Below are 24,806 nucleotides of genomic sequence, written 5' to 3'. Positions count from 1 at the left end.
ATTAACTTTATCATGAGAAATAAAAATTCAAAAGATAAATTTATTTTCTTAGTGATTTCTCGATATAGGGATAAATTTTTTCTGCCATGAGGATGTATCCTTTTTCGTTAGGATGGATTCTATCTCCTAAGGTAAGGGATGGATTTTGCACAATTTCCCTCAAGACATCAGGTATGAGCTCCAAATCTTTGTATTCTTGTTTGAGTTTTTGATACATGTTTTGGTATTCTGACTTTCGGGGTTCAAAGATAGGATCAAATTCTATAAGAAACAGTTTTATCTCTGAATTATATTGATAAAATAATTTTATAATTTTTCTAAAATTTTCTAAGGTTTCCTTTGTAGGGATTTCGTAGAAAAAGTCATTGGCTCCCAGGTAAATAACTCCAACGATAGCAGGTTTATGTAAGCGAAGTTGGTATTCCAGTCGTTCTAAAGCTAAGCCTGTGGTATCTCCGGGAATTCCCACTTTTGTAATCACTACGTCAGAATTAATTATCTTTCGCTCCCGCAGTTTTCTTTCAATAATAGCTGGATATGAATAGGAAGGATGAACCATATATCCATACGTCAAGCTATCACCCAAAAAAAATATGTGCTTTTGATTCTTTTGATGCATAGAGCAAGAAAATACAAAAGCAATCAAAAATAAACTAAAATTACTGTAGATGGACATCTTTACTGAGATATAGTTGGATTTTTTTGGTTTCCTTCAGAACTGTGCCAGGTGGAGGGATTTGTTTCGTTACGTAGCCACTACCATAAATTTCTAATGTGATTTTGGTCTTTTGATTTTCGTTATAAACATCCAAAACCTTGCTTTTCCAATAAAGGATTTCTTTTAAAGAACGTTTTTCGAAATTAGGGATTTTATCTGAAGAACCCTCAAGGTCTTTAAAATCAATCTTTTCACTTAAATCTTTTGTAATTAAAACCTTTTGATTTTTAACAGGAGAAAAAAGATAATTTTTTGTTCTCGTAAGGAACTTCGAAAAAGCAGGGGCTGCTAAACTCCCTCCTGTGTATGATGGACCCACATCATCAAAAATAATCAAAAGAGAATACTTCAGTTTTGGGTAAGGAAAAGCTCCAACAAACGATACGGTATAATAATCAGAATAACCAAAAGGTGTGGATTTTTGAGCTGAACCCGTTTTTCCAATCACCGAAAGAAAATCCACTTTTGCTAACTTTCCTGTTCCCTTTTCTACTACGTTTGAGAGGTAGTGTTTGATTTCGTCGGTGGTTTTTCTTCGCAAGGAAAGGTTTTTGACTACAAGGTTAGATCTTTCTAAAACCCCTTTTTTCTCAGAAAGGATGGCTTTTACCAAAATGGGTCTTATCCAGACATTGCTTACTAATGCATTGAAAGCAGCAAGAATTTGAATGGGGGTTGCTGACATACCTTGTCCGATCGGAAGATAGTAGTAGTGAGACTCCACCCAATTGCTAAGCTTGGGTACATAGCCTGAGTGCTCGAAGCGCTCAGGAACAACTCCCGTGGGATTTCCAAAACCAAACTCCGTCAAATACTTGAGGATTTGTTCTTTGCTGAGTTCTTTTGTTAGCTGAGCAATACCCACATTACAAGAAACCTCAATGATTTTTTCTAAGTTTACTTTTCCATGAGCAACAATCTTTCCATCACGAAGACAGCGAATACTACCAGTTTTGAAGTGATACTCCCCATCACAATGAACATATTTTTCTGTGATATCTGGTTTTTCGTTGATTAGCATCGCAGCAAAAAATGGTTTCATCAAAGATCCTGGCTCAATTGCATAAGAAATTGCCCAATTAGATTTTTTTATCGCATCTTCTTTGTAGTATTCATTCGGATTATAATTCGGGATATTTGCCATAGCTAAGATTTCTCCTGATTCATTGTCCATCAGAATGCCTATGGCTTTGCTTGCCTTTGATTTTTCATAAAACTCAATCAGGACCTTCTCGAGCTCATTTTGTAAAAAAGAATCAATTGTGAGTTGGATTGAAACTCCTTTATGGATATCATCAGGTGTGGTGAGCACATCTTCGTAATATTTTTCAATGCCTGCAATGCCTTCCATTGTGTCGTTTTGCACAAATCCAATCAGGTTTGAGGCTAAGCGGTTAGCTGGGTAAACACGTTTATACTCAAAATCACGATAAACTCCGGGAAGACGTAAATCCAAAATCAACTCAGCAACATAATTATCAATTCTCCTTTCCAAAAGAAAATAATTTCGGTTTTGATGAAGATAAAGTTTTTGTAAAATGCCATTTGCATCTAAGTTTAAATATCCAGCAAGTAGTTTGGCAGTTTTTTCTGGGAACATGATTTCCTTGGGATTGATGCCGATGGTGCTGGCTTCTTCTGTGATTGCCAAACTCATCCCTTTTCTGTCTAAAATTGAACCACGAAGGATTTTTTTGGTTCCTTCTCTTGGTTTGTTTTCTTGGAAAATCTCACTAAGATAAATAATTCGAATGAAAACCACAACAAAAAGAAAAATAAAAATTCCAACCACAAAAAACAACCGTCTTTGTGATTTATTCAAATCAAAAGACATAAATCACTCTTCCGATAATGCGATCTTTAGGAATAAAGCCAAAAATCCGACTATCTCGAGAAAAAGTGTGATTATCTCCTAAAAGTAAAAACGTGTCTTTGGGGACTATGCCTGATTTTCTTATTCCTGAGGTGAAGTAATACTGTATATGGGGTGGGTAGCTCTTTAGTTCAGGAGGTAATTCGAAGATTGGCGTAGAGTGAGCTTCTGGCAAGAAATCAATTTGTTGGTAGATAGGAAAGATTTTTTCGTTGATATAAAGTTTTTTGTCTTTGAAGGCATAGGTGTCATTTTCTTTGGCAATGAGTCTCTTGATCCATGTTCGATTTTTTGTGATAGGATCAGGGAAATCAAACACAACAAGATCGCCAACTTGCAAATTCTCAACCGCATGATTGAAAAAAGGAAGCTTGAGCTGTGATTTACCTGTAAAAAAAAACAAAAAATAAGATAGATTCCAGTTGTAGAAAAATTTATCCACGACAATGAAAGAAAACTCCCGGAGAGTAGGTTCCATGCTTTTTCCTCTGACGAGGCTTATATCAATCCCATAGGTTTTGATCAAAAAGATAAGAAAGAGAACCAACAGAAATGGTCGAAGGAATCGAAACCTACTCGAGAGGAAATAGAATCCAACAACAAAAGCTATGTAAAACGTAATTCCAATACCAAAAATCAACGAAGGGGGAAGGAACCAAAACCAATACCCATGAAGAAGAAAAAGATTGATAAAAAATAAAATCAAAATCAAATAAAAAAAAGACTTTACAAACGAAAAAGTTTTCAGAATCTTGATTAGGATATTCTTTTTATCCATCGTTATGAACAAAACAATCATGAAACCTGAAGAAAATCCACTATTGGTGGAACTTTTAAAAATTGATGGGAATACACTCAAGCGTTTATTGACGATTTGGAACATAAAAAAAATTCCCAAGGATAAAAAAAATCAAATCAAAACTTTAATGGCTGTAATGTCGGATGAGTTTTACGTAAAGGGCATATTAGAAAAGTTAAGCTCGATACAAATCCAAATATATTTAGAAATCCTCTCTGTTAAAGATAAAGTTTTAACATTAGGAGAGATTGCAAGAAAATTCTCTCTACCCCCCAACAATGCAGAAGTAGAGTTAGGGGTTTTAAAGCGATATTTTTTGGTATACCAAAGAAAAAACCGAGAGCGACTTACTAATACCTTAGATAGATACTATGCGTATCCACAAAGTGTTAATGCCATTCAATTTACTGAAAGAAAACCACAAGAAATCTTTCAACAACGAATAATTGATGTTATTGAACGAATAAGAAAAGAAGGAAAGTTAAATACCTTAAATCCCATTTGGCAGACTCATGAAAAACTCACTGATACTCAAATCCAAGAAAACATAGCAAAACTGATTGGTGAGCTCAATGAAGTAGAAGAAGAGTTAGTCTTAGCTGCCTTCAAACAAGGAGGAATATTAGAAATAAACACTGCAAGAGAAATCATAGATAAACATAAACTCCATTGGGAAGAAGTAATAATCAAACTCCATAAACAGCTTTTGCTTATTGATGAATTCTTCGTGGAGGAACGATTTGTTCGAATTCTTGTTATGCCAGCAGATGTATTCGACTACATTGTCAAAAATCCAATTGTTCCAAAAGCTCCCAAAGGAGTAAAAAAATCATTAGAAAAAATCACCGACAATCAATTGGATTTCTTTATCAACATCAAAAGGACAATCGCTTATATCCTCAAACGTGGAATTACTTTATCGAAATCAGGAAAGTTAAAACAGACTGACCTACGAGATACAGAAAATATTCTTCTTCCCGTTGACATTCAATTATTCAAAGAAAAAAGTCAAATCTATCAAATTGAACTGACTTTATCTATCATGCGTGTTCTGGACATCCTTCGGATCAAAAAAGACGACGTAGTTTTACGAAACGACTGGGAAGACCTATTGAAAAAAGATCCACTAGAAATCCTGAAGAAAACTCTAAAAGCCATCGAAGAAATAGAAGAAAAACTGGTGCGCTACGAAGAAGTTTTTGAACCAGTTCATGTTCCTTTTTACAAGAAGAAGGTTTTTCAGAGTGTAGTGAAAACGTTGTTAAAACAAGAAAGAAATATTTATTACGTAATCATGGCATTACTCATTAGAGAAAACATTATTTTAAAAAATGATTTTACCATGAAGGATTTTTCTGAACGTCTTTCCGCTTATGAGAAAGAATTAGTGTCAGCTCTTTTTTATCTTCAGCTTTTTGGATATTTGCAAGTAGAATATCCCGATCGTTGGATTAGTTTTTCAAAATTAGGATTACACATGGTTAAGAAAGAACCCTTAAAAAAAGAAAATCAAAAAGGTGGAGTTTACGTTAACCCTGATTTATCTATCATTGCCTTTCCAGAAAAATTATCCCTCTCAGGACTCTATTATTTAAAAACTTTTTGTGAACTAAAATCTTTCGAAAACATTTACACATTTCAATTCACGCGAGATTCTTTCTTCCTTGCTCTCTTGATGAAAGAGGATCCAAATGATTTTATAAATTTTTTAAAAGAAGTATCCCCCACAGATTTGCCTCAAAACCTGCTTTTTTCTATCAATGAGTGGAAAAACAATCTCCCCTTAGTAACCATCACCGATGAATGTGTGGTGGTAAAAACAAAAGAATCACAACATATGGAGCTTTTGATTGGGCAAATTTCCAACAAAGATTATATTATAGAACAACTAACCCCAAACACTATTATAATCGAACAAGAAGCCATTCCCGAGTTAATTGAATTGGCAGAAAAGATGAATTTATTAGTAAAGCTTTATCGATGAAACTTTGGAAGTTTTTCTTCTTTTTATTGCTTTTGCAATGTAATCACCAAAAAAGCGAGAAATTAGTAATTTCTGATTATTTGTTTTTGTATAAAAATCCAGAAACCAATGAAATCATCCAAAGTGGTTTTCCCATAGCTCTGATACCAACAGAAGCGAAAGTAACTCATTTTCTGTATTTAGAACGAATGGGATTTTGGTCCCCTGAACAATACGCCATCCGGCTTGAATTCCCTCATCAGAATTACGAGGAGGTTGTGAATGATTATTTATCGTTATTACGGGATTATGGTTGGCAGGTTCTTCAGTCTAAACAAATCAAATCAAAAGAGAAGCAATTTTACTTCATCAATGCTCAAGATTTTTTTAATCGAAACTTGAGTGTTTTGATCGAAAAAACCTTTCCGATAAAAGTAAAAATGTTCATAAAGAAAAGCACCGATGAATGATAACACATCAACCAAAAACTTTCAGTTGTTTTTTCAAATTTTGATTTTAATGTTGATTTTGCTGGGCTCGGTATTTTTGGCATTCTACACTTTGCGTGCTTTTTTTTGGTCCTTCTTGATTGCCGTCCTTTTGTATTCCACCCTGGATGGCTATAACAAAAAACTTCAAAAAACTCTAAAAAACAAAGATCTTGCTTCCCTCGCAAGTATAGTAGTAATTATAACTTTAATCATCACCCCACTTTCGATTTTTTTTGTTTTGTTGGTTCAACAAATCATTGATTTTGTCTTTTTGGTTCGAGAGGGTATAGAAACCGGGAGCTTGTTTTTATTGTTTCTTCACTTTGACTCACTTGTTGAGTTTTTTACAAAGGATTCCTTTTTTTGGGTGACTTTTCTAAATCGCTTGGATAACTTTTTAATGGAATATGGAAGCTATTTAGATAGGATCAACTTTCCCACAATTGTAGGTGGTGCCTATAACGTGTTCTTGTTGAGTTTAGAGATTACGTTGAAAATCATAGTTTATCTTTTGTTTGGCTTTTTGATTCTTTATTTTCTTTTTCGAGATGGTGACAAACTTTATAACACACTTCTTGATATTTCTCCTTTTGATAGAGAACTGATTGATGAATTAAAAAACCAAATCAAGCTCACGATGTCGTCAATTCTCTTAGGAAACGTTTTGATTGCTATATTACAAGGTTTTTTTTTGGCGTTGGGATTTTTCGTTACTGGCATTCCTAATGTTATTTTGTATGGGTTTATTGCCTCGTTGGTTTCTGTCATTCCCGTGATTGGGACGGGATTTGTTTGGATCCCAGCTTCCCTTTATTTATACTTTATCAAAAAAGATCTGATTGCCAGCGTGGTGTTGGGTTTGTATTGCTATGCTTCTTACTTGATTTTAGAAAATATCGTAAAGCCAAAGATTTTAGACAAAAAACTGGGGATTTCATCGGTAGTGTTGTTTTTCGCAATCCTAGGGGGTTTGAAGGAATTTGGTGCCGTTGGGATTGTTTTAGGACCTTTGATTTTGTCCGTTTTTATTATTCTATGGAGAACAATAACAAGTAGAAAACTCAAAAAAGAGTCTGAAATCGCATCGGAGTCAAAGAATGGAAATTAATACTATCGAGAGTTACAGCGTAATCAATCAAATTGACATAACTCAAACTCCCCTGCAGTGGGAAGAGAATGTATATACACCAAAACAAATCCTGAGCCAAATAAAGAAGTTGATTACCTCTCAAAGTGAATTCAAAAACATTTGGATTGAAGGAGAAATAGTCAATTACAAACCCCACAATGACAAAATATTTTTCTCTTTAAAAGAAAATGATGTAACCTTGGATTGTGTCATATTCAATTCAAGCTCCATAAAAGACAACTCTGAGTTGAAAGATGGAAGGAAAATACGAGCTCTGGGATATATCACTTTATTCGATAAAAATGGAAGATGCCAGTTTATTGTGAGGAGTTTTTCCGTTGTTTTAGATAAAGGAGAAGTACTCAAAAAAATAGAGGAGCTAAAAGAAACCCTCCAAAAGGAAGGTTTATTTGATGAGGCAAGAAAACGAGAATTGCCAAAGTACCCCAAAACCTTGGGAGTAGCTACTTCGTTGTTTGGTGCGGCTTTACGAGACATCGTTCAGTCTGCAAGAAAACGTTTTCCTCCTATTAACATTGTCATAGCACCGTGTTTTGTTCAAGGGAAAGGAGCAGAGGAAAGTATCGCTCAAGCCATCCAACTCTTGAATCAAAGAAAAGTAGATGTCATCATTGCTGGGAGAGGTGGTGGTTCTTTTGAGGACTTGATTGCTTTCAGTAGTGAAATTGTAGTTCGTGCTTTTGCAAATTCTCAAGTTCCTATAGTTTCTGCTGTTGGACATCAAATCGATAAACCTTTATCTGATTTAGCTGCAGATAAATCAGCAATCACCCCCACAAAAGCAGTTGAAATTTCTGTCCCTGATGTTTCGGAAATCATGAAAAAACTTGATGGATACCAACGACAAATCGAATTCAGCTCATTAAATAAGATAAAATCCAAAGAAACGAAATTTACTGCTTTATCCCAGAGAGTCATTTTTACTCATCCTGAGAAAATCTTAGAAAAATCCCAAAACAGATTCGAAAATTTGGAAAAATCCCTCTTTGTATTTGCAGAAAAAGTTTTCCTCAAGATTTTTTCAAAATTTCAAATTCTAAATGAAAAAATTGAATTCCTAAATCCCCTACTCCCGCTTGAAAAAGGCTATGCGATAGTGAGAAGCAAGGATCAGCAAATCAAAAAATCCATAGAAGAAATCAAAGAAAAAGAAGAACTATACATCCACCTCTCAGGTGGATATGTGAAAGTACTCGTAAAGAAAATCCATCGAATCTCAGATACTTTTTTTAAATGATAAAAGGATTTAAGGAATTCTCATTTTCATTTTATAAATTCTTTTCATTCGTTTTCTTTAAGCGTTTTTTTACTAATTCTACATAATAAGTTTTAACTTCATTGATAAAAGAAGTAAATATTTCGTTTTTATTGTATTTACTTACTACGGTGTTGATCTTCGAGTTTATATTATGAGTATGGCATGTTTTAGCAACTTCTATTTTTATTTAGTGTATGATTCTTGGAGGTTTTTCTTCCAATCGATAAATTAGTTTGATGATCTAGGCTATCGATACTCAAAACCAAAATATATCGAGATAATTTTTCATTTCCTTTATCCAATCTGGATTGATCCTATTTCCGTTAGTGACTAGACTAGTTTCAAAACCCAACTTTTTCGCATGCTTTTATGTGTGGGACTAAAATGGTTTCGTCTTCGGCAAAATTGATTTTTCTAAAAGCTTTGTAATCTGCCAAAAGAGAGATGAGCTTTTTTTGTTCTTCAAAAGAAAGACCCTTTTCTTTGATATCTTCAAAAGTAGCATAGCAATAGATACACTTGTAATTGCATGCTTTTGTTAGATGAAAATTCGTTGGTATTAATGTTTGTTTTTCTTTTTTCCTTTCGAAAAATTGAATTGATAAGTTTTGAAGATAAGAGAATATACATTTTTTTGATTTTGACAATGGCACATGAATTTTTGTTCTACTTTGCTAAAAAAAGAGGGCAAAATTTTTATTTTCTACCATACCTATCATGCCTACCATAATTCGATAGGATGATTCAAACCATATGCGAATCAAAAAAAGTTTGCTTTAGTTTTTGTTTTTATTTTTTGATCTAAATTCTTTCCTATGGAACTGAAAAAGACGAGTTTGTATTCTTTTCATATAAGTCAAAAAGCCAAGATGGTGGAGTTTGCGGGATGGGAAATGCCTATTCAATACCAATCCATTATCGAAGAGCATCTTGCTGTGAGAAATCACGTAGGAATGTTTGATGTTTCTCACATGGGGGAAATTCGAATTCAAGGAAAAGATGTGATTCAATTTTTGGAACAACTAACACCAAATTTCGTAGCAGATCAGAAAATAGGTCAAATCCGATATAGCGTCATTTTAAATCCCGAAGGTGGTGTAAAGGATGATGTGACGATGTTTAGAGAAAATCAATACTCATTTTTTTTGATTGTGAATGCCGCAAATACGCAAAAGATTTATGACTACTTACGAAATGAAAAAAAAGAACATCAAGTGGAGATCCAGAATTTAAGTGAAGAAATCTCCATGATAGCACTCCAAGGTCCAAAGGCTGAAGAAATAGCAGTAGAAGTATTTCCTACTCAAAAAAACTACATCAAAGAATTGCAGTATTATCACTTTATAGATGTTGAATACAGCAACTCAACTCTACGAATTGCAAGAACAGGATACACGGGAGAAGATGGTTTTGAATTTTTGTCTGAACATTCTGTCATTTTGGAATTGTGGGAAACTTTTTTCAAAAAGGGTGTGATTCCTTGTGGACTTGGAGCGAGGGATAGCTTACGATTAGAAGCCGTGTATCCTCTCTACGGAAACGAACTGGACGAAGAAAAAACGCCCATTGAGTCTGGCATAGGATGGGTGGTAAAAGAAAAAGAAATCTCATACTATGGGAAAGAAAAATTGCTACTTCAAAAAAAATCAAACCCAGAGAAAATGGTGATACCATTTTTGATGTCAGATTTTGCCATCCCACGAAAAGGGAATTTGGTTTTTGATCCGACAAGTGGTCTTGAGATTGGTGTGGTTTTGAGTGGGAGCTACTCGCCCATTTTAAAAAAAGGAATAGGAACAGCTTTTCTTCCTTTCTTGTATAAAGAACCAGAAAAAGAAATCCACATCGAAATTCGAGGGAAAAAACAAAGAGCCTATACTATCAAACCTCCTTTTGTTAAGGGTTCAGTGAAGAAAAAATAAAAGCTATTTTGCGATCAGACGACCTAAGAAAAAAAGAGAAAAACCAACAACAAAGTTGCCAACCAAATAAAGAAAAAGTTCATACCAACGACCTTGATTCATCAGGTAAAAAGTTTCATATCCGAAGGAACTAAAAGTAGTAAGTCCGCCCAAAAATCCCACTAAAATCATTTCTCTATAGGGAGAAACGATAAGATTTCTTTCAATAATGATGACTGAAAAAAAACCGATCAAAAACATTCCTATGGTGTTGGCAAGAATGGTTCCCAAAGGAAACAAGGGGAGGTATTTTGCGCTCATTCTGGATATTAAAAAACGCAAAAGCGAACCAATACCACCAGCAAAAAAAACAAGAAAAAAACTCATGCCTCCTCCTTGAAGAGAATCACTTTTGCTTTTTCGTATGTCAAAAACCCACCAACCTTCGCTTCGGAAAAAATTTTTTTTGTGATTTCTAATGCTTTTTGGATGCTTTCTGAGGTGTCGCAGACTTCAACTACTACTGGCAAAGCATCAGAAACATCCAAAATCCCAGCGGAGTGAATGATTTTTTTTGCCCCATACCCTGCTATTCCGTGAAATACCGTAGCTCCCGCAATCCCTTCTTTTAGAAAATTTTCTAAAAGTAAATTATACACAGGCTTGCCTTTTAGTTTGTCCTTGTCTGTTAGAAAAATTCGAAGAAGAACTAGTTCTTTTTCTTCATGCATGTTTCTATTTTGTTTATTGATTTGATTAGTCAAGAATTGAAGCAAAGTATCTATCTTATGTTATCTTGTCGTTTGTGCATTTCTTCAATTTCTTTTCGAAGTTTCGCCATGTTGATGTGTTTTCCCGGACATTTTGTGTTTTGGATTTCTCGATGTCCAAAAATTCGCTCTGGAGGAATGTCGTATTTTTTTGAGAGTTGAAACACTAAATTCAGTAGAGCTTCGTATTGCTGTGGAAGTGGTGGATGTTCTTCTAAGTTCCCTACAATTACGATGGAAATTCCAAAAGTATTTACAAGCCAATTTTTCGTGGAATAACCGCTTTTTCTTTTTTTCCATAATTCACTTTCTTCAATTTGTCCTGGTATAGTTCCCATGCTTCCATTGTTGATGACAAAGTGATATGCTATGTTATCCCAACCTTTTTCTTCTTGGTGAAGTTTTTTATAGTATTCTAAATTTCCAATATCTGAAGCAGAATGATGAATAACAATATATCGCCATCGTTTTTCTTCCCATAGATACTTCAAAAGCCAAAAAGCAAAAACAAAGATCAGGAAGAAGGTAAAATAGAATTTGAGCTTTGATTTCATGGGGCTCAAGATGTCAGTTTCAAATCTTATTTTCTGGGAAACAATGTTTTTATGAATTTTTCAATAAAAGATTTAATGAAAAAATTAAAGTTGAAAATCAAGAAAAAGCAAAAATAATGTAATAAGCATGAAACTTATTTACAATTCGGTTAGAACTTTGTTTGAAAAATTCTTCAAAGAGGTTTCATTGAAGGTTCGCATTACACTTTTTTTCATTTCAGCCGGTTTATTTTTTGTGATTACCTTAATTGAGGTTTTTTATTTTTATGCTAAAAAGATTTCTTTGCAAAGATTGGAAATTGATGTAAAAAATTACGTCGATATCGCATACACACAAATTCATGATACAATGCTTGAGGTTCAAAAAAGGAATATTACTTTTGAAGAGGGATTAGAAAAACTAAAAATATATTTTTATGGTCCTGTTGAGTACGCTCAGATTGAGTTCGAAGCAGGAGAATATCCATCGAAGTTTTTAGAGGTTTTAGCGCAGCTGGGCATTGATCTCAAAGAATCAGATTTGATTTACCAAAAAGAAGAAAATGGGAAAAAACTTTATATTATCCCAAAACATGACTCTCAGTTGATACTCGAACAAAAAGAAAAACAAAACTTTGTAAAGGTCCTTCCGCCATTATCAGAAAGAATTTATAAAAATTTACAGCAAATTTCAAAAGAAATTCAAAAAGATTTGGTGACTCAAAATAAATTGAGGTTCATTCGTGATTTCAGTAATTCTTCTCTAAAAATGGGAAATGAAGGATATGTTTTTGTCCTTCAATCTTATCGTCCTTTGTGGTTATTACCAAATACCCAATACCCTGAAGATTATACTTTGGAAAAAATCAAAGATAGATTTCAAAGAAATTTTCAAGGATATTTCAGAAATGAGCAGGAAAAAGCCGAATACCTCAAAATAGTTGGAGATACAGAAGAAGAACAATTTCATTACATTAAAGAAGAACTAAAAAAAATCAAGGAGCCTCCTGAACCTATATATGCGATAATGCATCCCTATTTCGAAAATGAGAATTTATATAATACGAAACAAGGAGAGGTTTTCCCAGCACGGGAGATCGTATATCGAAGAAATGGTTATTTTCGCTATGTATGGAAAAATCCAATTGATGAGCGTTTACGAAGCAAATTGGCGTATTTTAGAAACTTTACGTTTTCTATTCCAGATGAAAATCTAACATTGGATTGGATAGTAGGAATAGGTGCATATGAAGATGAAAGTTATCATTATTTAGAAAAATTTAGAATATTTTTATACATTTTTTCTTTGATACTTTTGGGGGTGATTGGAGGTTTTTACTTTTTATTTTTAAGGTATACATTTATAATACCCATTAAAAATATTATTAAAGGGATCAAAAAAGTCAATCAAGGTGATTATTATACAAGAATCGCAATCACAAGTAAGGATGAGTTAGGTTATATCGCATCTACTTTGAATCGTATGTTGAGTTCCATTCGGAAGAAGAATAAAGAATTACAAAATTATGCAAAAAAACTTCACGAAATGGTAGAGAACCAAACCAAAAAACTAAAAGATACTATTGAAGAAATCCATAGGCTAAAAGAAATTCAAGACGGTGATTATTATTTAACCTATCTTTTGTTGAAAGAGTTGGGAACTTTTCAAATCAAAGAAAAGAATATACAAGTAGAGTATCTTCTAAAACAAAAAAAGGAATTCAGCTTTCGAGGTAAAAAAGGAGAAATCGGTGGGGATCTTTGCATGGCTCGAACAATTTATTTGAAAGAGCGTCCTTATCTCTTTTTCTTGAATGCTGATTCAATGGGTAAATCTTTACAAGGTGCTGCTGGGGGACTGATTATAGGATCTGTTTTGGAGTCCATCATTGATAGAACTATCCATGCATTTATTTTTAAGAACTATTCTCCAGAACGATGGCTAAAAAACACCTATAGGGAGTTAAAACATATTTTTGATTCATTTCGAGGTTCAATGGGTGCTACCATGATCATGGGGTTGATTGATCATTTGTCTGGAACAATTTATTTCATAAATGCTGAGCATCCTTATGCGATAGTCTATCGAAATGGTAAAGCTTTTTTTATTGAAAATGCTACTCATTTGCCTCGATTAGGTGTTGATACACCTCTCGATGTTAGTAATGACTTTACTACCATTAAGATATTCAAATTAAAAGATCAAGATACTTTATTCGTTGGATCGGATGGAAAAGACGACATCAAATTTTCCAATGGGGAAATCAATTCAGAACCAGAATTATTTTTGAAAGTCATAGAGGCTCAATCAGGAAATATAAAGAAAATTTATGAACACCTGCAAGAACAAGGAGAAATTGTTGATGATATTTCTATCTTGAAGATCACTTATTACTCACCAAAAAAGCTCCAAATAGAAGAAAAAGATAAGCAACTTCTAATCCAACTCAAAAAAGGTTTTTCTAAGAATCCAGACTCAACGATTCATAAGTTGATTGAATTTCATAAAAAATATCCCGATGAACTAACAGCAATAAAGTTAATTACAAAATACTATATGAAGCAAAGAGATTTTGAAAAAGTAGCTGAGTATGGAAGTAAATATTTGGAATTAAATCCTTCGAACACCATCATTTTGTATTTGGTGTTTTATTCTTTGTATAAATTGAAAAACTATTCGCAAGCGGTGGAATTTGGCGAACGACATTATTTGAGAGATCCCAAAAATGTTAATCTTTTGGTTCAATTGGCTCAATGCCATTTTGAATTAAATCAGTTTTCCCGAGCGGAGTATTTGATTGAAAAGGCTATGGTATTGGACTCAAAAAATCCAAGGGTAAAAGCAATCATAAAAAAAATTTACAGTCGATGATTTCCATCCCTCAAACTTGTGGGATGGAAATCATGAAAATCATTTGCTTCGAGATTTATCAGTAAGAGCTTTTAAGAAAGCTACGATGTTCTGAACTTCTTCGTCTTTTAGTTGTTTGTTGAGCTGTAACCATGCCATTTTTCTTACGGCTTCTTCCAAGGTTCCCACAGAACCATCATGGAAGTAAGGAGCTGTTAATGCTACGTTTCTCAATGAAGGAACTTTGAATACATATTTGTCTTCTTCTTTCTTAGTCACGTTGTATCTTCCAAAGTCTTTTGTGTTTTCGTAGGGATTCATTACCCCCATTTTTTGATACATTGAACCACCAACTAGAGCTCCATTATGACAGCTTGCGCATCCTACTTCTATAAAGGTTTCTAAACCTTTCATTTCCTGAGCTGTTAAAGCTTTTGTGTCTCCTTTTAAGAAATCATCAAAGCGATCTTTGGTGATGAGAGTAGACTCAAAAGCCGCAATTGCCTTCGCGATGTTGTCATAAGTGATGGGGTCTTTTTCGTTTGGAAAAGCTTTGGGAAACATTTCTTTGTATTCTGCAATGGTCGAGATTTTCTTTACTACTTCTTTTTCAGAGGGCATTGCCATTTCGACAGGGTTGAGGATAGGACCTTTTGCTTGTTCCACCAAATCCTTCGCACGTCCATCCCAGAATTGAGCGATGTGAAATCCGGCATTCAAAACTGTGGGTGAGTTTCGATCGCCTTTTCTTCCTGCTATGGCGCCATCTGATACGGGTTTATTATCAACACCAGGTCCGTTATTATCTATGACATGGCAGCTATTACAAGATTGTTGATCGTTAACAGAAAGTCTTTTATCAAAATACAATTTCTTTCCTAATTCAATTTGTTCAGGGGTTACGTTTTCGAAACCAGGCATTTTTTCAGGAATGGGCTTAAAAATTTGGTTGGCTTTTTGTATGAGTTCTTTCGCTTTTTGATCTTCCTGCTTACAAGAAACATGAGTAAGAAAAATAAGAGTTGCGGTTAAAACGAAAAAAGTTTTCATTTTCATGGTTTTTGCCTCCATATCAGATAAAGAAAAAAAAGTCAATTTAGAGTCAATATAAAAATAAGATGATTCTAAATGACAGAAGCTTTAATCACTTGGAAGGAAAAATTTTTTTCGCAAGATTCGCAAGAAATATAGTGCTATAATTATTTTTAAAAAAAACTTTTAAAAATTGACAACAAATTACGTCACATAAAAATAACATGATGGTAACAAAAACATCCTTACAAACGAAATTATTTTGGACTTTTCTGGTTTGGTTTTTATTTCCTTTTATAGCTGCTTTAGGAGTGGTTGTGCTGATTATGATTAACTTTTACAGTAAAGATCAAGAGGAAGCAAATCTCCACAAAATGGAACAAATGAACAAAACGCTATTAATAGAAATAGAAGACTTAAATATGACAACCCATGATTGGACTGACTTCGAGGATCCTGTTTTGTATTTCAATGGGAAATATGATAATTTTGTAGATGAATCCATTAGAATAGCTTCGCAAAGAATCAATATCCAATTTTTTGCATCAATCAATAAAGACAACACAATAAAAGAAGTGAGGATGTTTGATCGAAACTCAAATATCATTCCGACTCCTCCAGAGGTGATAGAATATCTTGAGAAAAGTCTGAAAGATGGAAAAATCAAACACATGAACCAAAAAGGTGAGTTTATCGTAGGATATATCCCAACAAATACCTATCCCATCATGATTACAGCAAGACCCGTGATGTGGTTCAAAGAAGATTATAAAATCAGTCATGGAACAATCATTTTTGGAAGAGTTCTTGATGAAAAGTTCATGGAAAAGAAAAAATTGTTCTTGGATAGAAACATCGAAATACGTTCTGCGATGGATCTGGGTGATACAGGAGGACAGGAAATATTTTTGAGGGATAAGGGTTTCTTTATGCAAGAGGGTGTATATGTAATCAAAGACGTGTATGGTAATCCGATTTTTTATCTATCAGTGGAGTTGCCAAAGACATTGTTGAGAACAACGATTTTGGTTTTTAGTGCTATTATTGGAATTTTGTTTTTGGTGTTGGTAATTTCGTTTTTCTTTTTGCGATGGGAGATAAATAAATACATGATCAAAAGACTTCAGAGAATCGCAGAGGAAGTAGAACAACAAGAGAAAAGAAGAAAAGAAAGACAAGAAATTCAAGTCCTTACGGAGGATAAATTCGATGACGAGATTAGTTTGATTATAAGAAGTTTCAATAGGTTGTTGAATGGAATAAAAGCTGAGGAAGAAGAGAAACTAAAGTTCAAAAGATTGTTGCAGGATCAAGCGGGCGCATTGAAGAAGTTTATAGATGAATTCACAAGGGAGATGCAGGAGGAAGCCTCAGCGATAGAAGAGATTTCGGCAACAATGGAGGAATTTACTAGCAATTTGATGAGGTCATTTGAGGTGATGAAGAAGCAGTTTGATGAGATTGGATTGATAACCAAGAAGAGTGATAGTTTGAATGAGAGTATCGTTGCAACCAAAAACTCGTTAGTAGAATTGAAGACACAGGTGATAAAGAGTGAGAAAGATACATCGGAAGTTCAGGCAGCATTGGATAGAGTGAATGATAGTTTGAATAATATAAAGAATTCGTTTTTTAGTATAATAGAATTTGTTGAAGTGATAAAGGACATAGCCGATAGAACGAATTTATTGTCATTGAATGCCTCAATTGAGGCGGCGAGAGCAGGGGAATATGGGAAGGGATTTGCGGTGGTAGCACAAGAGATCAACAAGTTGGCGGAAAGTAGTCAGGAGAATGCGAAATCCATCAACAAGATAGTGAAGGAGAATAACGAAAATTTAGAAAAGAATGTAACGAATATGGCAGAGATGACCGAAAGGGTAGAGAAACAAATAGAGGAGTTGAAGAAGATATTAAGTTTATTTAATACAATGCAGGATCGGGTGATAGGTCAGATGGAGAGTGTGGAAAGTATATCTCAGACGATAAAGAAAGTAAATGAATTAACGAGGGAGGTAGAGAAATTATCTGAAGAGCAGAGAGGGAGTTTAGAGTACATAATAAAGACGATAGGGGAGATGGAAAAGGGATTTATGAATTTGAATCAGCAAAGTCAGAAACTTGCGGAGTTTATAGAGAAGATAAACGAGTATATACGATAATTGGGGATTAAAGAAATCATAAGAATTTTTTATAAGTTTGGTTTAGTATTTTCATGTTTTGAATGGAAAAAATACCCAAGAAATTTAAAACCTTCAAAATCAGGATTATAAGTATTTAATTAAAAGGTATTGACTCAAAAGAAGAATCGATTTCTTTTTATATAACTGAAATTTTGAAGGAGGATCAAAATGCCTATTACTTTGCCTGATTTACCTTATTCTAAAAAAGCCCTTGAGCCTCATATTTCTGAAAGAACGTTGGAGTTTCACCATGGGAAGCATCACGCTGCTTACGTAAACAACACCAATAATTTAATACAAGGAACGCCCTTGGAAAAAGCTGACTTAGAAACCATCATCAAAGAAAGTGAAAAAGATTCTACGAAAGTAGGGATTTTCAATAATTCAGCTCAAGTTTGGAATCACACATTTTATTGGCATTCCATGAAACCTAATGGAGGAGGTGAACCCCCTAAAGCTCTTCTCGATAAAATCATAAGTGATTTCGGGAGTTTTGAGAACTTCAAAAATGAATTCAAGCAAGCAGCGGCAACACAATTTGGTAGTGGCTGGGCTTGGTTAGTTCTGGATCCAAAAGAAAATAAACTCAAAGTGATGAAAACCCCTAATGCCGAAACCCCCTTCACAAAAGGCTTAAAGCCACTCATCACAATTGATGTTTGGGAACATGCATATTATTTAGACTACCAAAACCGAAGACCCGACTATATTGATATTTTTATCAATCACTTAATTAATTGGGAATTTGCTTTAAAAAATCTCGAGTCATAACGGGCTTTGCCCGTTTTTGCTTTAATACTGCAACATCACAGGATGATAGACATATTCAGGAATGATCTTATAAGGATCGAATTTCTTTAAAATTTTGCTTTTTTCTTCACAAATTTCATCAAAGTTCTTTTGAAAAAAAGCGGAAAACCACTTCAAACGTAAATAATGGGCTTCTGTATTTCTAAGGGAAAAAGCAGAACAATAACTTTGTCTTGCTAAGTTCAAAAGTTTTTCTTCGTTCGTTATGGAGTATTTGATGATATAAAGATCACCTAAAATTCTATGATTAACAGAATCAAAAGGAAAAAGAAAATTTTTGAGTCTGGCTAATCTTATGAGTTCATTTGTTTCGTTTGGATTCGGATTTTGTATGTGTCGATGGTGAGCATAAAAATAAAACTGGTGGATGTATATTGAATTGTATTTTTTAAATATTTTGATTTGAACAAAAAGAACTAAAGAAAAATATGAAATCGCAATCAATATTAGAATTGAAAAATATTTATAAATTTTCTTTACTAAATCAGAATTAAGACTTTCATTTCTTGAGTTGGTTTGATTGTGGGAATTTTTAGAAATCAAAATCACAAAAGAAAAGAACCAGAAAACAAACCCCGTAGAAATGCTAAAAGCAAAGGGTTCAGTAATGCCGTGAAGTATACTAATTAAAACAATGCCACCAAAAACAATAAATATGGGATGATTTTGGATAGCATCGAAAAAGGAAAAGATGGTTTTGTAAATAGTTAGTAGGTATATACTTAAAAAAAGTAATCCTCCTGCAAACCAAAACGAAACCAGATCATTGTGTAGATGGTTGTGAAAAGAACTAAAAATATCAATCATATGATGGTAGGGGAATTTATTTATTTCGAAAGTGAGATACTTAAACAAAAAAAAGGATTGAAATTCAGACGTGCCAAATAATAAACCAAAGGGATGATGGAAAAGGTAAGCAAGAGCTACTTGCCAGTAAAAGAATCGGTTTATTAATGAACCGTTCCCGTTCTTTGCCAACTTCCAAATATAGATATAAATCAAAACAAAGGTTATAAGGAAAAAAACGATAAGAATCAGATTTTTCTTATTTGTATTTAGGGGAAGTTTTTCTATAAGAGAAACAATAATAAAAAAAATCAATATCAACAAAAACCCATATATTGAAGTCTCGTTCCTAAATAGCCATAGAGTGAAAAAGGCAAATACAAAAAAATAGAAAAGATAAATTCCATAAAGGAGTTTTTTCCAATCTTTTTTAATTACAATGAGAGGTAAAAAAGAAAAAATGATAACCCAATCAAAGAACATGCTTACATGGTTTTCGTTTACCATAACTCTAATTCTGTTATGGTAAAGATAAAGATTCAGAGCAATAAAAAAACCTAAAAGAGCAAAATACCCCGACTTATAAAAAAAATAGTTAGCTAATTCTTCTTTGCGGATACGATAATCAGAAAAAATTAAATAAAAACAAAAAAGGGATGTAAGGTAAACTAAAATTACGAAAAAAGCAAGAAAACTATTACTATAAGATGTATTGATAATTGTTTGTAGTGTAATAAAAACAACAAGGAAAACAAGGGTAGATAAAATGAGTTTCAAAAAGAACTTTTTTCGTAGAATTCGAAATGTTTGTTTTTTGTATTTGGAAAGGATTAAAAAAATAGGTATTAAAGCAACGGTTATCAATTCTTGGTTGATTAAATAAAAAATAGAAATGGGAGGAACAAGAAAGGAAAACAGAAGAAAAAACGGACTCCATCGAAAATATTTTTTGTCAGAAATACTCAAAATAACAAAAATCAAAAATTGAAAGATGAGTTCATAGCGTATTTTTACGTCATGATATTCAACATTTCGAAAAGCAAGACTTACGGCTAAATTGTAAAGGAGTAGAATCAAAAATATTTCAGAAATGATTGAGATAATGAGCCAACTTTTTCGAGTAGGGGGTTTCAATTTTTTGAAGAAAATGCCTAAAAAAATGAGGTCTAATAACAAATAATAGTTTAGGGTCTTTAAAGACACAAGTTCAAACAAAACGAAGAAAACAAGGGAAATACTTATAACATAAAAAAATAGATAGAATCCAAAAAACCTTTGAGTCATTAGAGTTGTTTTTTTTATTTTCATTTCATATGCAATGAAAAAATTGACAAAAGGATGGCACTCATTGTTCAAAAGTACGGTGGAACTTCTGTTGGTGATGTAGATCGAATCAAGAATGTTGCAAACCGGATCAAAATGTATTACGACCAAGGTCATGATTTAGTAGTAGTAGTTTCTGCGATGGGGCATACTACTGATGAACTCATCGAAATGGCAAAAAAGATACACCCTTACCCCAAAGCCAGAGAAATGGATGTATTACTTTCAACAGGAGAACAGGTATCGATAGCTTTACTTGCGATAGCATTAGATTACATTGGTGTACCAGCAATCAGTTTTACCGGGGCACAAGTTCGAATATTGACGGATAGCAAACATTCTATGGCAAGAATCCAAGAAATAGATACTTCAAGACTCTGGGAGAATTTACGACAACGGCGAGTTTGTATTGTGGCGGGTTTTCAGGGGGTTGACGAAGATTTCAATATCACAACGTTGGGAAGGGGTGGTTCTGATTTGACAGCTGTAGCTCTAGCTGCGGCTTTAAAAGCAGATTCCTGTGAAATCTATACAGACGTAGATGGGGTTTACACGACCGATCCCAATAAGGTTCCTAATGCAAGGAAATTATCAAGAATCAGCTACGAAGAAATGTTAGAATTAGCAAGGTTGGGTGCGGGAGTTTTGCATTCAAGAAGTGTGGAAGTGGCATCCAAGTATAACGTCATTATTCATGTTCGTTCGAGTTTTAATAACAATCCAGGAACCTTAGTTGTACCGGAGGATCAAATGATGGAAAAGGTTGTTGTTCGTGGTGTTACGTTGAAAACTGATGAAGCCCGTGTTTCTGTGATGGATATTCCTGATAGACCTGGGCTTGCAGCTGATTTGTTTAATCGCATTGCTCGTGCAGACATCAACGTTGATATGATTGTCCAAAGCACTGGGAAAGATCAAAAAAACACCATTTCATTTACCGTTCCAGTGAATTCAATCCACATAACGAAAGAGATTGTTGAGTCTTTTATTAAAGAAATGGGGAGTGGTTCTTACGATATTGATGAAAATATCTCGATTGTGTCAGTTGTAGGAATTGGGATGAAATCTCATTCAGGAGTTGCAGCGAGGATGTTCGAGGCAATTGCAAAACGGAATATCAATATTGAAATGATAAGCACTTCCGAAATCAAAATTTCGGTCGTAGTCAAAAAAGATGCAGGTATTCAAGCATTGCAGGCAGTCCATGATGCCTTTGAATTAGATAAGGTTCAATAAACAAGTAGATGGATTCAAGATCGATTGGTATTTTTGACTCAGGACTAGGTGGCCTTACCGTCTTGGCAGAGTTGGTTCATCTACTACCTCACGAGGATTTCGTTTATTTAGGTGATACGGCGAGAGTCCCTTATGGTTCTCGTTCAAAAGAGACTATCATACGGTATAGTTTAGAGAATGCCTCTTTCCTCGTTCAGCAAAACATTAAACTCTTGGTTGTTGCATGCAATACTTCCTCGTCCTATGCTCTCCCGATTTTGAAAGAAAAATTTTCTGTGCCAGTTATTGGTGTGATAGAACCAGCAGTAGAGTCGTTTTTTGAACAATCTCCGAATTCTTCAGTGGCGGTGATTGGAACAAGAGCTACCATCAAATCCGAAGCTTATCCCAATCTGATTCATAGCATTGATCCAGAAATCAAGGTCTATGGCAAAGCATGTCCTTTGTTCGTTCCTCTAGTAGAAGAAGGAAAAATTCATGATGTGGTTACAAAAGAAGTCATAAAAGAATATTTGCAAGAAATTGTGGATTTAGAGATTGAAGATGTGATTTTGGGATGCACCCATTATCCTTTGTTGAAAAAAGCAATTTTGGAGGTTTATCCCCACCTTCGGTTGATTGACTCCTCAAAAGAAACCGCAAAGTTTGTAAAAAGAACTCTCATAGAACACAACATCATGAGTCATCGAGAAGAATATGCAACCATCAAAATCTTTCTTACTGATATCACTGACAAGGTGAGTTTTTTAGAAAAGTTGTTTCTCGAAAAGGATGGGTTTCTGATTGTGAAGGATTCTCACGTATTGCTAAGAAAAAAGCCGGAAGTCAAGTTTCCCGTTTACATCCAAGAACTCTCGTTAGAACGACTGATAATGTCTTAGTTTGTTAGAAAAATTAAAGTCTCAATCAGTGAAGATTTGAGTTGACTAAATCACAGTGAAGAATTTTACGTTCTTTTAGGAGAAGCGAGAAGTGGCAAATCTTAAATCATCGAAAAAAGACATAAGAAGGATTGAAAGACGAAGAGAAAGAAACAAAGCACAAAAATCAAGAATTAAGAATTTAAGAAAAAAAATCATTAAGTTATTAGAAGAAAAAAAGATAGAAGAAGCAAAAATAGCATTTAGAGATTATTGTCGATATTTAGATCGAGCGGCAAAAAGAAACCTAATTCATTGGAAACAAGCTTCAAGAAAAAAAAGTAGAGCTGCACTACTCATAAACAAAAAAGAAAAAGAATTATTATCGGCGAAATCATAAATGTGGGCGATTAGCTCAGCTGGAAGAGCGCCTGCCTTACAAGCAGGAGGTCAGAAGTTCGAATCTTCTATCGCCCACCACTTTTTATGATTATTACAAAAACTATTCGACTGAAGCCAAAATCCTATGGTATCCACATCATCACAAACGAAGTTATAGATTCTGCAAAGGAAATCGCTCAAGTCAAAAAAGGAATTTGTTTTTTGAATTTACTCCATACTTCAGCAGCGATTACCATAAATGAAAATGCATCTCCTGAGGTAAGAACTGATTTTAAATCATTTTTGCAAAAACTTGTTCCTAGAAACTTTCCCTTTACGCACTCAATTGAAGGTGATGATGACATGCCAGCTCATATACTTTCAAGTTTGATTGGAACGCAACTTCAGATACCCATTGAAAATGGAAGATTGGTTCTGGGGACCTGGCAGGGAATTTATCTCTGTGAATTTCGGGATGGGACGCACTCGAGAAATTTACAAATTACCATCATCGGAGAATAAAAGAAGATGATACCAGTTTATTACTATAATGAATTAACAGAAAAAAAGATCAAAGAACTTTGTTTTCGTCCTTCTTTCGAGGATCCAGAAGCTTATAGGATTGCAAACGAAATCATCGAGGAAATACGAGTGGGGGGAAAAGAAGCTCTAATCAGAATCACTCAAAGATTGGATCATTATACCCCCAATCCTCTCGTAATAGAAAGAGAAGAATTCAAAATTTCTGAAAAACTCCTTTCAGAGGAAGAAAAAAAAGCCTTTCAAAAAGCAGCTCATAATATTTATCTCTTTCATGAATTCCAAAAGAAAAATCTAAAAGATGATAAAATCGTGAATTCAGACATTACGTTGGGATATATTTATCGACCAATAAAATCAGCGGGCATTTACGTTCCAGGCGGAAAAGCTCTTTATCCCTCTTCAGTTTTGATGGGGGTAATACCAGCAAAAATAGCTGGAGTTGAAAACATCACCGTCATAACACCAGCAAATGAACGAGGCGAAATTCACCCATCTATTCTTTACTGTGCCATGATTGCGGGGGCTACTTCAATACTAAAAGTAGGTGGTGCTCATGGGATTGCAGCGGCGTATTTTGGAATAGATGTTCCACCAGCGGAAATCCTGATTGGTCCGGGTAATCGATTCGTCACAGCTGCAAAAAGCATTTTGGCTTCAACAGGAAAAGTAAAGATTGATCAGCCCGCAGGACCTTCAGAAGTTCTAATTGTAGCTGATCACACCGCAAATCCAAAGTTTATTGCAGCAGACATGTTGGCACAATCAGAACATGGAGAAGATAGTATATCTGTGTTGCTAACAGATAGTTTGGTTTTGGCAGAGAGCGTGATAAAAGAAATCGAAAGGGGATTGATAGATCGACCCTCTCGTAATGAAATCAAAAAAGAAAGTATAACGAAAAATTCATACATTATTCTTTTTGATAGTTTTGTTGAAGAAATTCAAGAGAAAAATATAAAAACGGTTACTGATAACTTTCGGAAAGCCTTTGATTTTGTGAATGAATTTGCTCCAGAACATTTAGAAATTTGTTTGAACATTTTTGATGAACCTGAGGCTTATTTAGAATATGTTCACTCGGCTGGAAGTGTTTTTATAGGAAAATATGCACCCGTGGCTTTGGGGGATTATTTTAGTGGCACAAACCATATCCTTCCAACGGGTGGAGCTGCGAAAATCTATTCGGGAGTTGGTGTGGAAACATTTTTAAAAAGAATCACATGGCAGAATACTACAAAGCAGGGCTTAAAGGAATCATCAGAATATATCGATACAATGAGTCGGATCGAAGGTTTAGAAGAGCATGGTTATTCTATCAAAATAAGAACAAATGGTCAAAAGTGAA

At 34.2% G+C, this 24,806-nt stretch carries 22 protein-coding genes and 1 tRNA gene; 14 read left to right on the top strand and 9 right to left on the bottom strand.

Annotated elements, in window-relative coordinates; all coding sequences use genetic code 11:
• Nucleotides 1–40 precede the first annotated feature (40 nt).
• The 3 genes from NZ853_00580 to lepB are packed head-to-tail and all read right to left on the bottom strand — an operon-like array spanning nucleotide 41 to nucleotide 3,390.
• Nucleotides 41–676 (bottom strand): GDSL-type esterase/lipase family protein, encoded by a 636-nt coding sequence (locus tag NZ853_00580; GenBank protein ID MCS7204172.1) that lies wholly within the window; start codon nucleotides 674–676, stop codon nucleotides 41–43.
• A complete protein-coding gene (locus NZ853_00575; protein ID MCS7204171.1) occupies nucleotides 660–2,552 on the bottom strand; it encodes a penicillin-binding transpeptidase domain-containing protein in 1,893 nt (630 codons plus the stop codon). The genes NZ853_00580 and NZ853_00575 overlap by 17 nt, the downstream gene beginning before the upstream one ends.
• The gene (lepB, locus tag NZ853_00570) at nucleotides 2,542–3,390 is read right to left on the bottom strand and encodes a signal peptidase I (protein ID MCS7204170.1); all 849 of its coding nucleotides are present in this window, start codon (nucleotides 3,388–3,390) and stop codon (nucleotides 2,542–2,544) included. The genes NZ853_00575 and lepB overlap by 11 nt, the downstream gene beginning before the upstream one ends.
• Here lepB and NZ853_00565 point away from each other — a divergent pair.
• Genes NZ853_00565 through xseA form a run of 4 tightly spaced genes read left to right on the top strand, consistent with a single transcriptional unit; the run spans nucleotide 3,389 to nucleotide 8,231 of the window.
• Nucleotides 3,389–5,374 (top strand): helicase, encoded by a 1,986-nt coding sequence (locus NZ853_00565; GenBank protein ID MCS7204169.1) that lies wholly within the window; start codon nucleotides 3,389–3,391, stop codon nucleotides 5,372–5,374. The genes lepB and NZ853_00565 overlap by 2 nt on opposite strands.
• Nucleotides 5,371–5,823, top strand: a complete 453-nt coding sequence (locus tag NZ853_00560) for a hypothetical protein (GenBank protein MCS7204168.1) — start codon at nucleotides 5,371–5,373, stop codon at nucleotides 5,821–5,823. The genes NZ853_00565 and NZ853_00560 overlap by 4 nt, the downstream gene beginning before the upstream one ends.
• Entirely contained in the window at nucleotides 5,816–6,952 is a 1,137-nt protein-coding gene (locus NZ853_00555; protein MCS7204167.1) for an AI-2E family transporter, read from the top strand. The genes NZ853_00560 and NZ853_00555 overlap by 8 nt, the downstream gene beginning before the upstream one ends.
• Nucleotides 6,942–8,231 carry an exodeoxyribonuclease VII large subunit gene (xseA, locus tag NZ853_00550; GenBank protein ID MCS7204166.1) on the top strand — a complete coding sequence of 430 codons (1,290 nt, stop codon included), beginning with the start codon at nucleotides 6,942–6,944 and terminating at the stop codon, nucleotides 8,229–8,231. The genes NZ853_00555 and xseA overlap by 11 nt, the downstream gene beginning before the upstream one ends.
• A 362-nt stretch (nucleotides 8,232–8,593) precedes the next feature.
• On the opposite strand, the gene NZ853_00545 is transcribed toward xseA, so the two are convergent.
• Nucleotides 8,594–8,905 carry a hypothetical protein gene (locus tag NZ853_00545; protein ID MCS7204165.1) on the bottom strand — a complete coding sequence of 104 codons (312 nt, stop codon included), beginning with the start codon at nucleotides 8,903–8,905 and terminating at the stop codon, nucleotides 8,594–8,596.
• A gap of 162 nt (nucleotides 8,906–9,067) precedes the next feature.
• Between NZ853_00545 and gcvT the strand changes: the two genes are divergently transcribed.
• Nucleotides 9,068–10,174, top strand: coding sequence for a glycine cleavage system aminomethyltransferase GcvT (gcvT, locus tag NZ853_00540; protein MCS7204164.1), 1,107 nt, complete (start codon nucleotides 9,068–9,070; stop codon nucleotides 10,172–10,174).
• Between the two features lie 3 nt (nucleotides 10,175–10,177).
• Here the strand turns inward: gcvT and NZ853_00535 are convergent, their stop codons facing one another.
• From NZ853_00535 to NZ853_00525, 3 genes are read right to left on the bottom strand one after another with little or no spacing between them, the layout of a single operon-like run.
• Nucleotides 10,178–10,540, bottom strand: a complete 363-nt coding sequence (locus tag NZ853_00535; GenBank protein MCS7204163.1) for a CrcB family protein — start codon at nucleotides 10,538–10,540, stop codon at nucleotides 10,178–10,180.
• The gene (locus tag NZ853_00530; protein ID MCS7204162.1) at nucleotides 10,537–10,884 is read right to left on the bottom strand and encodes a DUF190 domain-containing protein; all 348 of its coding nucleotides are present in this window, start codon (nucleotides 10,882–10,884) and stop codon (nucleotides 10,537–10,539) included. Before NZ853_00530 ends, NZ853_00535 begins: the two co-directional genes overlap by 4 nt.
• A gap of 50 nt (nucleotides 10,885–10,934) precedes the next feature.
• The gene (locus tag NZ853_00525) at nucleotides 10,935–11,477 is read right to left on the bottom strand and encodes an N-acetylmuramoyl-L-alanine amidase (protein MCS7204161.1); all 543 of its coding nucleotides are present in this window, start codon (nucleotides 11,475–11,477) and stop codon (nucleotides 10,935–10,937) included.
• Nucleotides 11,478–11,604: 127 nt separating this feature from the next.
• Here NZ853_00525 and NZ853_00520 point away from each other — a divergent pair, with 127 nt between their 5' ends.
• Nucleotides 11,605–14,328, top strand: a complete 2,724-nt coding sequence (locus NZ853_00520; protein ID MCS7204160.1) for a SpoIIE family protein phosphatase — start codon at nucleotides 11,605–11,607, stop codon at nucleotides 14,326–14,328.
• A 39-nt stretch (nucleotides 14,329–14,367) separates the two neighbouring features.
• Here NZ853_00520 and NZ853_00515 read toward each other — a convergent pair whose 3' ends face one another.
• A complete protein-coding gene (locus NZ853_00515; protein MCS7204159.1) occupies nucleotides 14,368–15,357 on the bottom strand; it encodes a cytochrome-c peroxidase in 990 nt (329 codons plus the stop codon).
• Nucleotides 15,358–15,563: 206 nt separating this feature from the next.
• Between NZ853_00515 and NZ853_00510 the strand changes: the two genes are divergently transcribed.
• Nucleotides 15,564–17,501, top strand: coding sequence for a methyl-accepting chemotaxis protein (locus NZ853_00510; GenBank protein ID MCS7204158.1), 1,938 nt, complete (start codon nucleotides 15,564–15,566; stop codon nucleotides 17,499–17,501).
• Between the two features lie 189 nt (nucleotides 17,502–17,690).
• Nucleotides 17,691–18,293 carry a superoxide dismutase gene (locus NZ853_00505; protein MCS7204157.1) on the top strand — a complete coding sequence of 201 codons (603 nt, stop codon included), beginning with the start codon at nucleotides 17,691–17,693 and terminating at the stop codon, nucleotides 18,291–18,293.
• 21 nt (nucleotides 18,294–18,314) lie between these two features.
• Here NZ853_00505 and NZ853_00500 read toward each other — a convergent pair whose 3' ends face one another.
• Nucleotides 18,315–20,402 carry a hypothetical protein gene (locus tag NZ853_00500; GenBank protein ID MCS7204156.1) on the bottom strand — a complete coding sequence of 696 codons (2,088 nt, stop codon included), beginning with the start codon at nucleotides 20,400–20,402 and terminating at the stop codon, nucleotides 18,315–18,317.
• A 54-nt stretch (nucleotides 20,403–20,456) separates the two neighbouring features.
• On the opposite strand from NZ853_00500, the gene NZ853_00495 reads away from it, so the two are divergent.
• From NZ853_00495 to hisD, 6 genes are all read left to right on the top strand, one after another.
• A complete protein-coding gene (locus NZ853_00495) occupies nucleotides 20,457–21,677 on the top strand; it encodes an aspartate kinase (GenBank protein ID MCS7204155.1) in 1,221 nt (406 codons plus the stop codon).
• 8 nt (nucleotides 21,678–21,685) lie between these two features.
• Nucleotides 21,686–22,558, top strand: coding sequence for a glutamate racemase (gene murI / locus NZ853_00490; GenBank protein ID MCS7204154.1), 873 nt, complete (start codon nucleotides 21,686–21,688; stop codon nucleotides 22,556–22,558).
• Between the two features lie 91 nt (nucleotides 22,559–22,649).
• Nucleotides 22,650–22,937 (top strand): 30S ribosomal protein S20, encoded by a 288-nt coding sequence (gene rpsT / locus NZ853_00485; protein ID MCS7204153.1) that lies wholly within the window; start codon nucleotides 22,650–22,652, stop codon nucleotides 22,935–22,937.
• 4 nt (nucleotides 22,938–22,941) lie between these two features.
• Nucleotides 22,942–23,017, top strand: a tRNA-Val gene (locus NZ853_00480).
• Nucleotides 23,018–23,023: 6 nt separating this feature from the next.
• Complete coding sequence (locus tag NZ853_00475) at nucleotides 23,024–23,440, top strand: secondary thiamine-phosphate synthase enzyme YjbQ (protein ID MCS7204152.1); 417 nt, start codon at nucleotides 23,024–23,026, stop codon at nucleotides 23,438–23,440.
• Between the two features lie 6 nt (nucleotides 23,441–23,446).
• Nucleotides 23,447–24,805, top strand: coding sequence for a histidinol dehydrogenase (hisD, locus tag NZ853_00470; GenBank protein MCS7204151.1), 1,359 nt, complete (start codon nucleotides 23,447–23,449; stop codon nucleotides 24,803–24,805).
• The last annotated feature ends 1 nt before the right edge of the window (nucleotide 24,806 follow it).

Source organism: Leptospiraceae bacterium (assembly GCA_025059995.1).
GTDB lineage: Bacteria > Spirochaetota > Leptospiria > Leptospirales > Leptonemataceae > SKYB61.
Note: the sequence above shows the minus strand (reverse complement) of the source record. Positions and strands in the feature narration are given on the sequence as shown.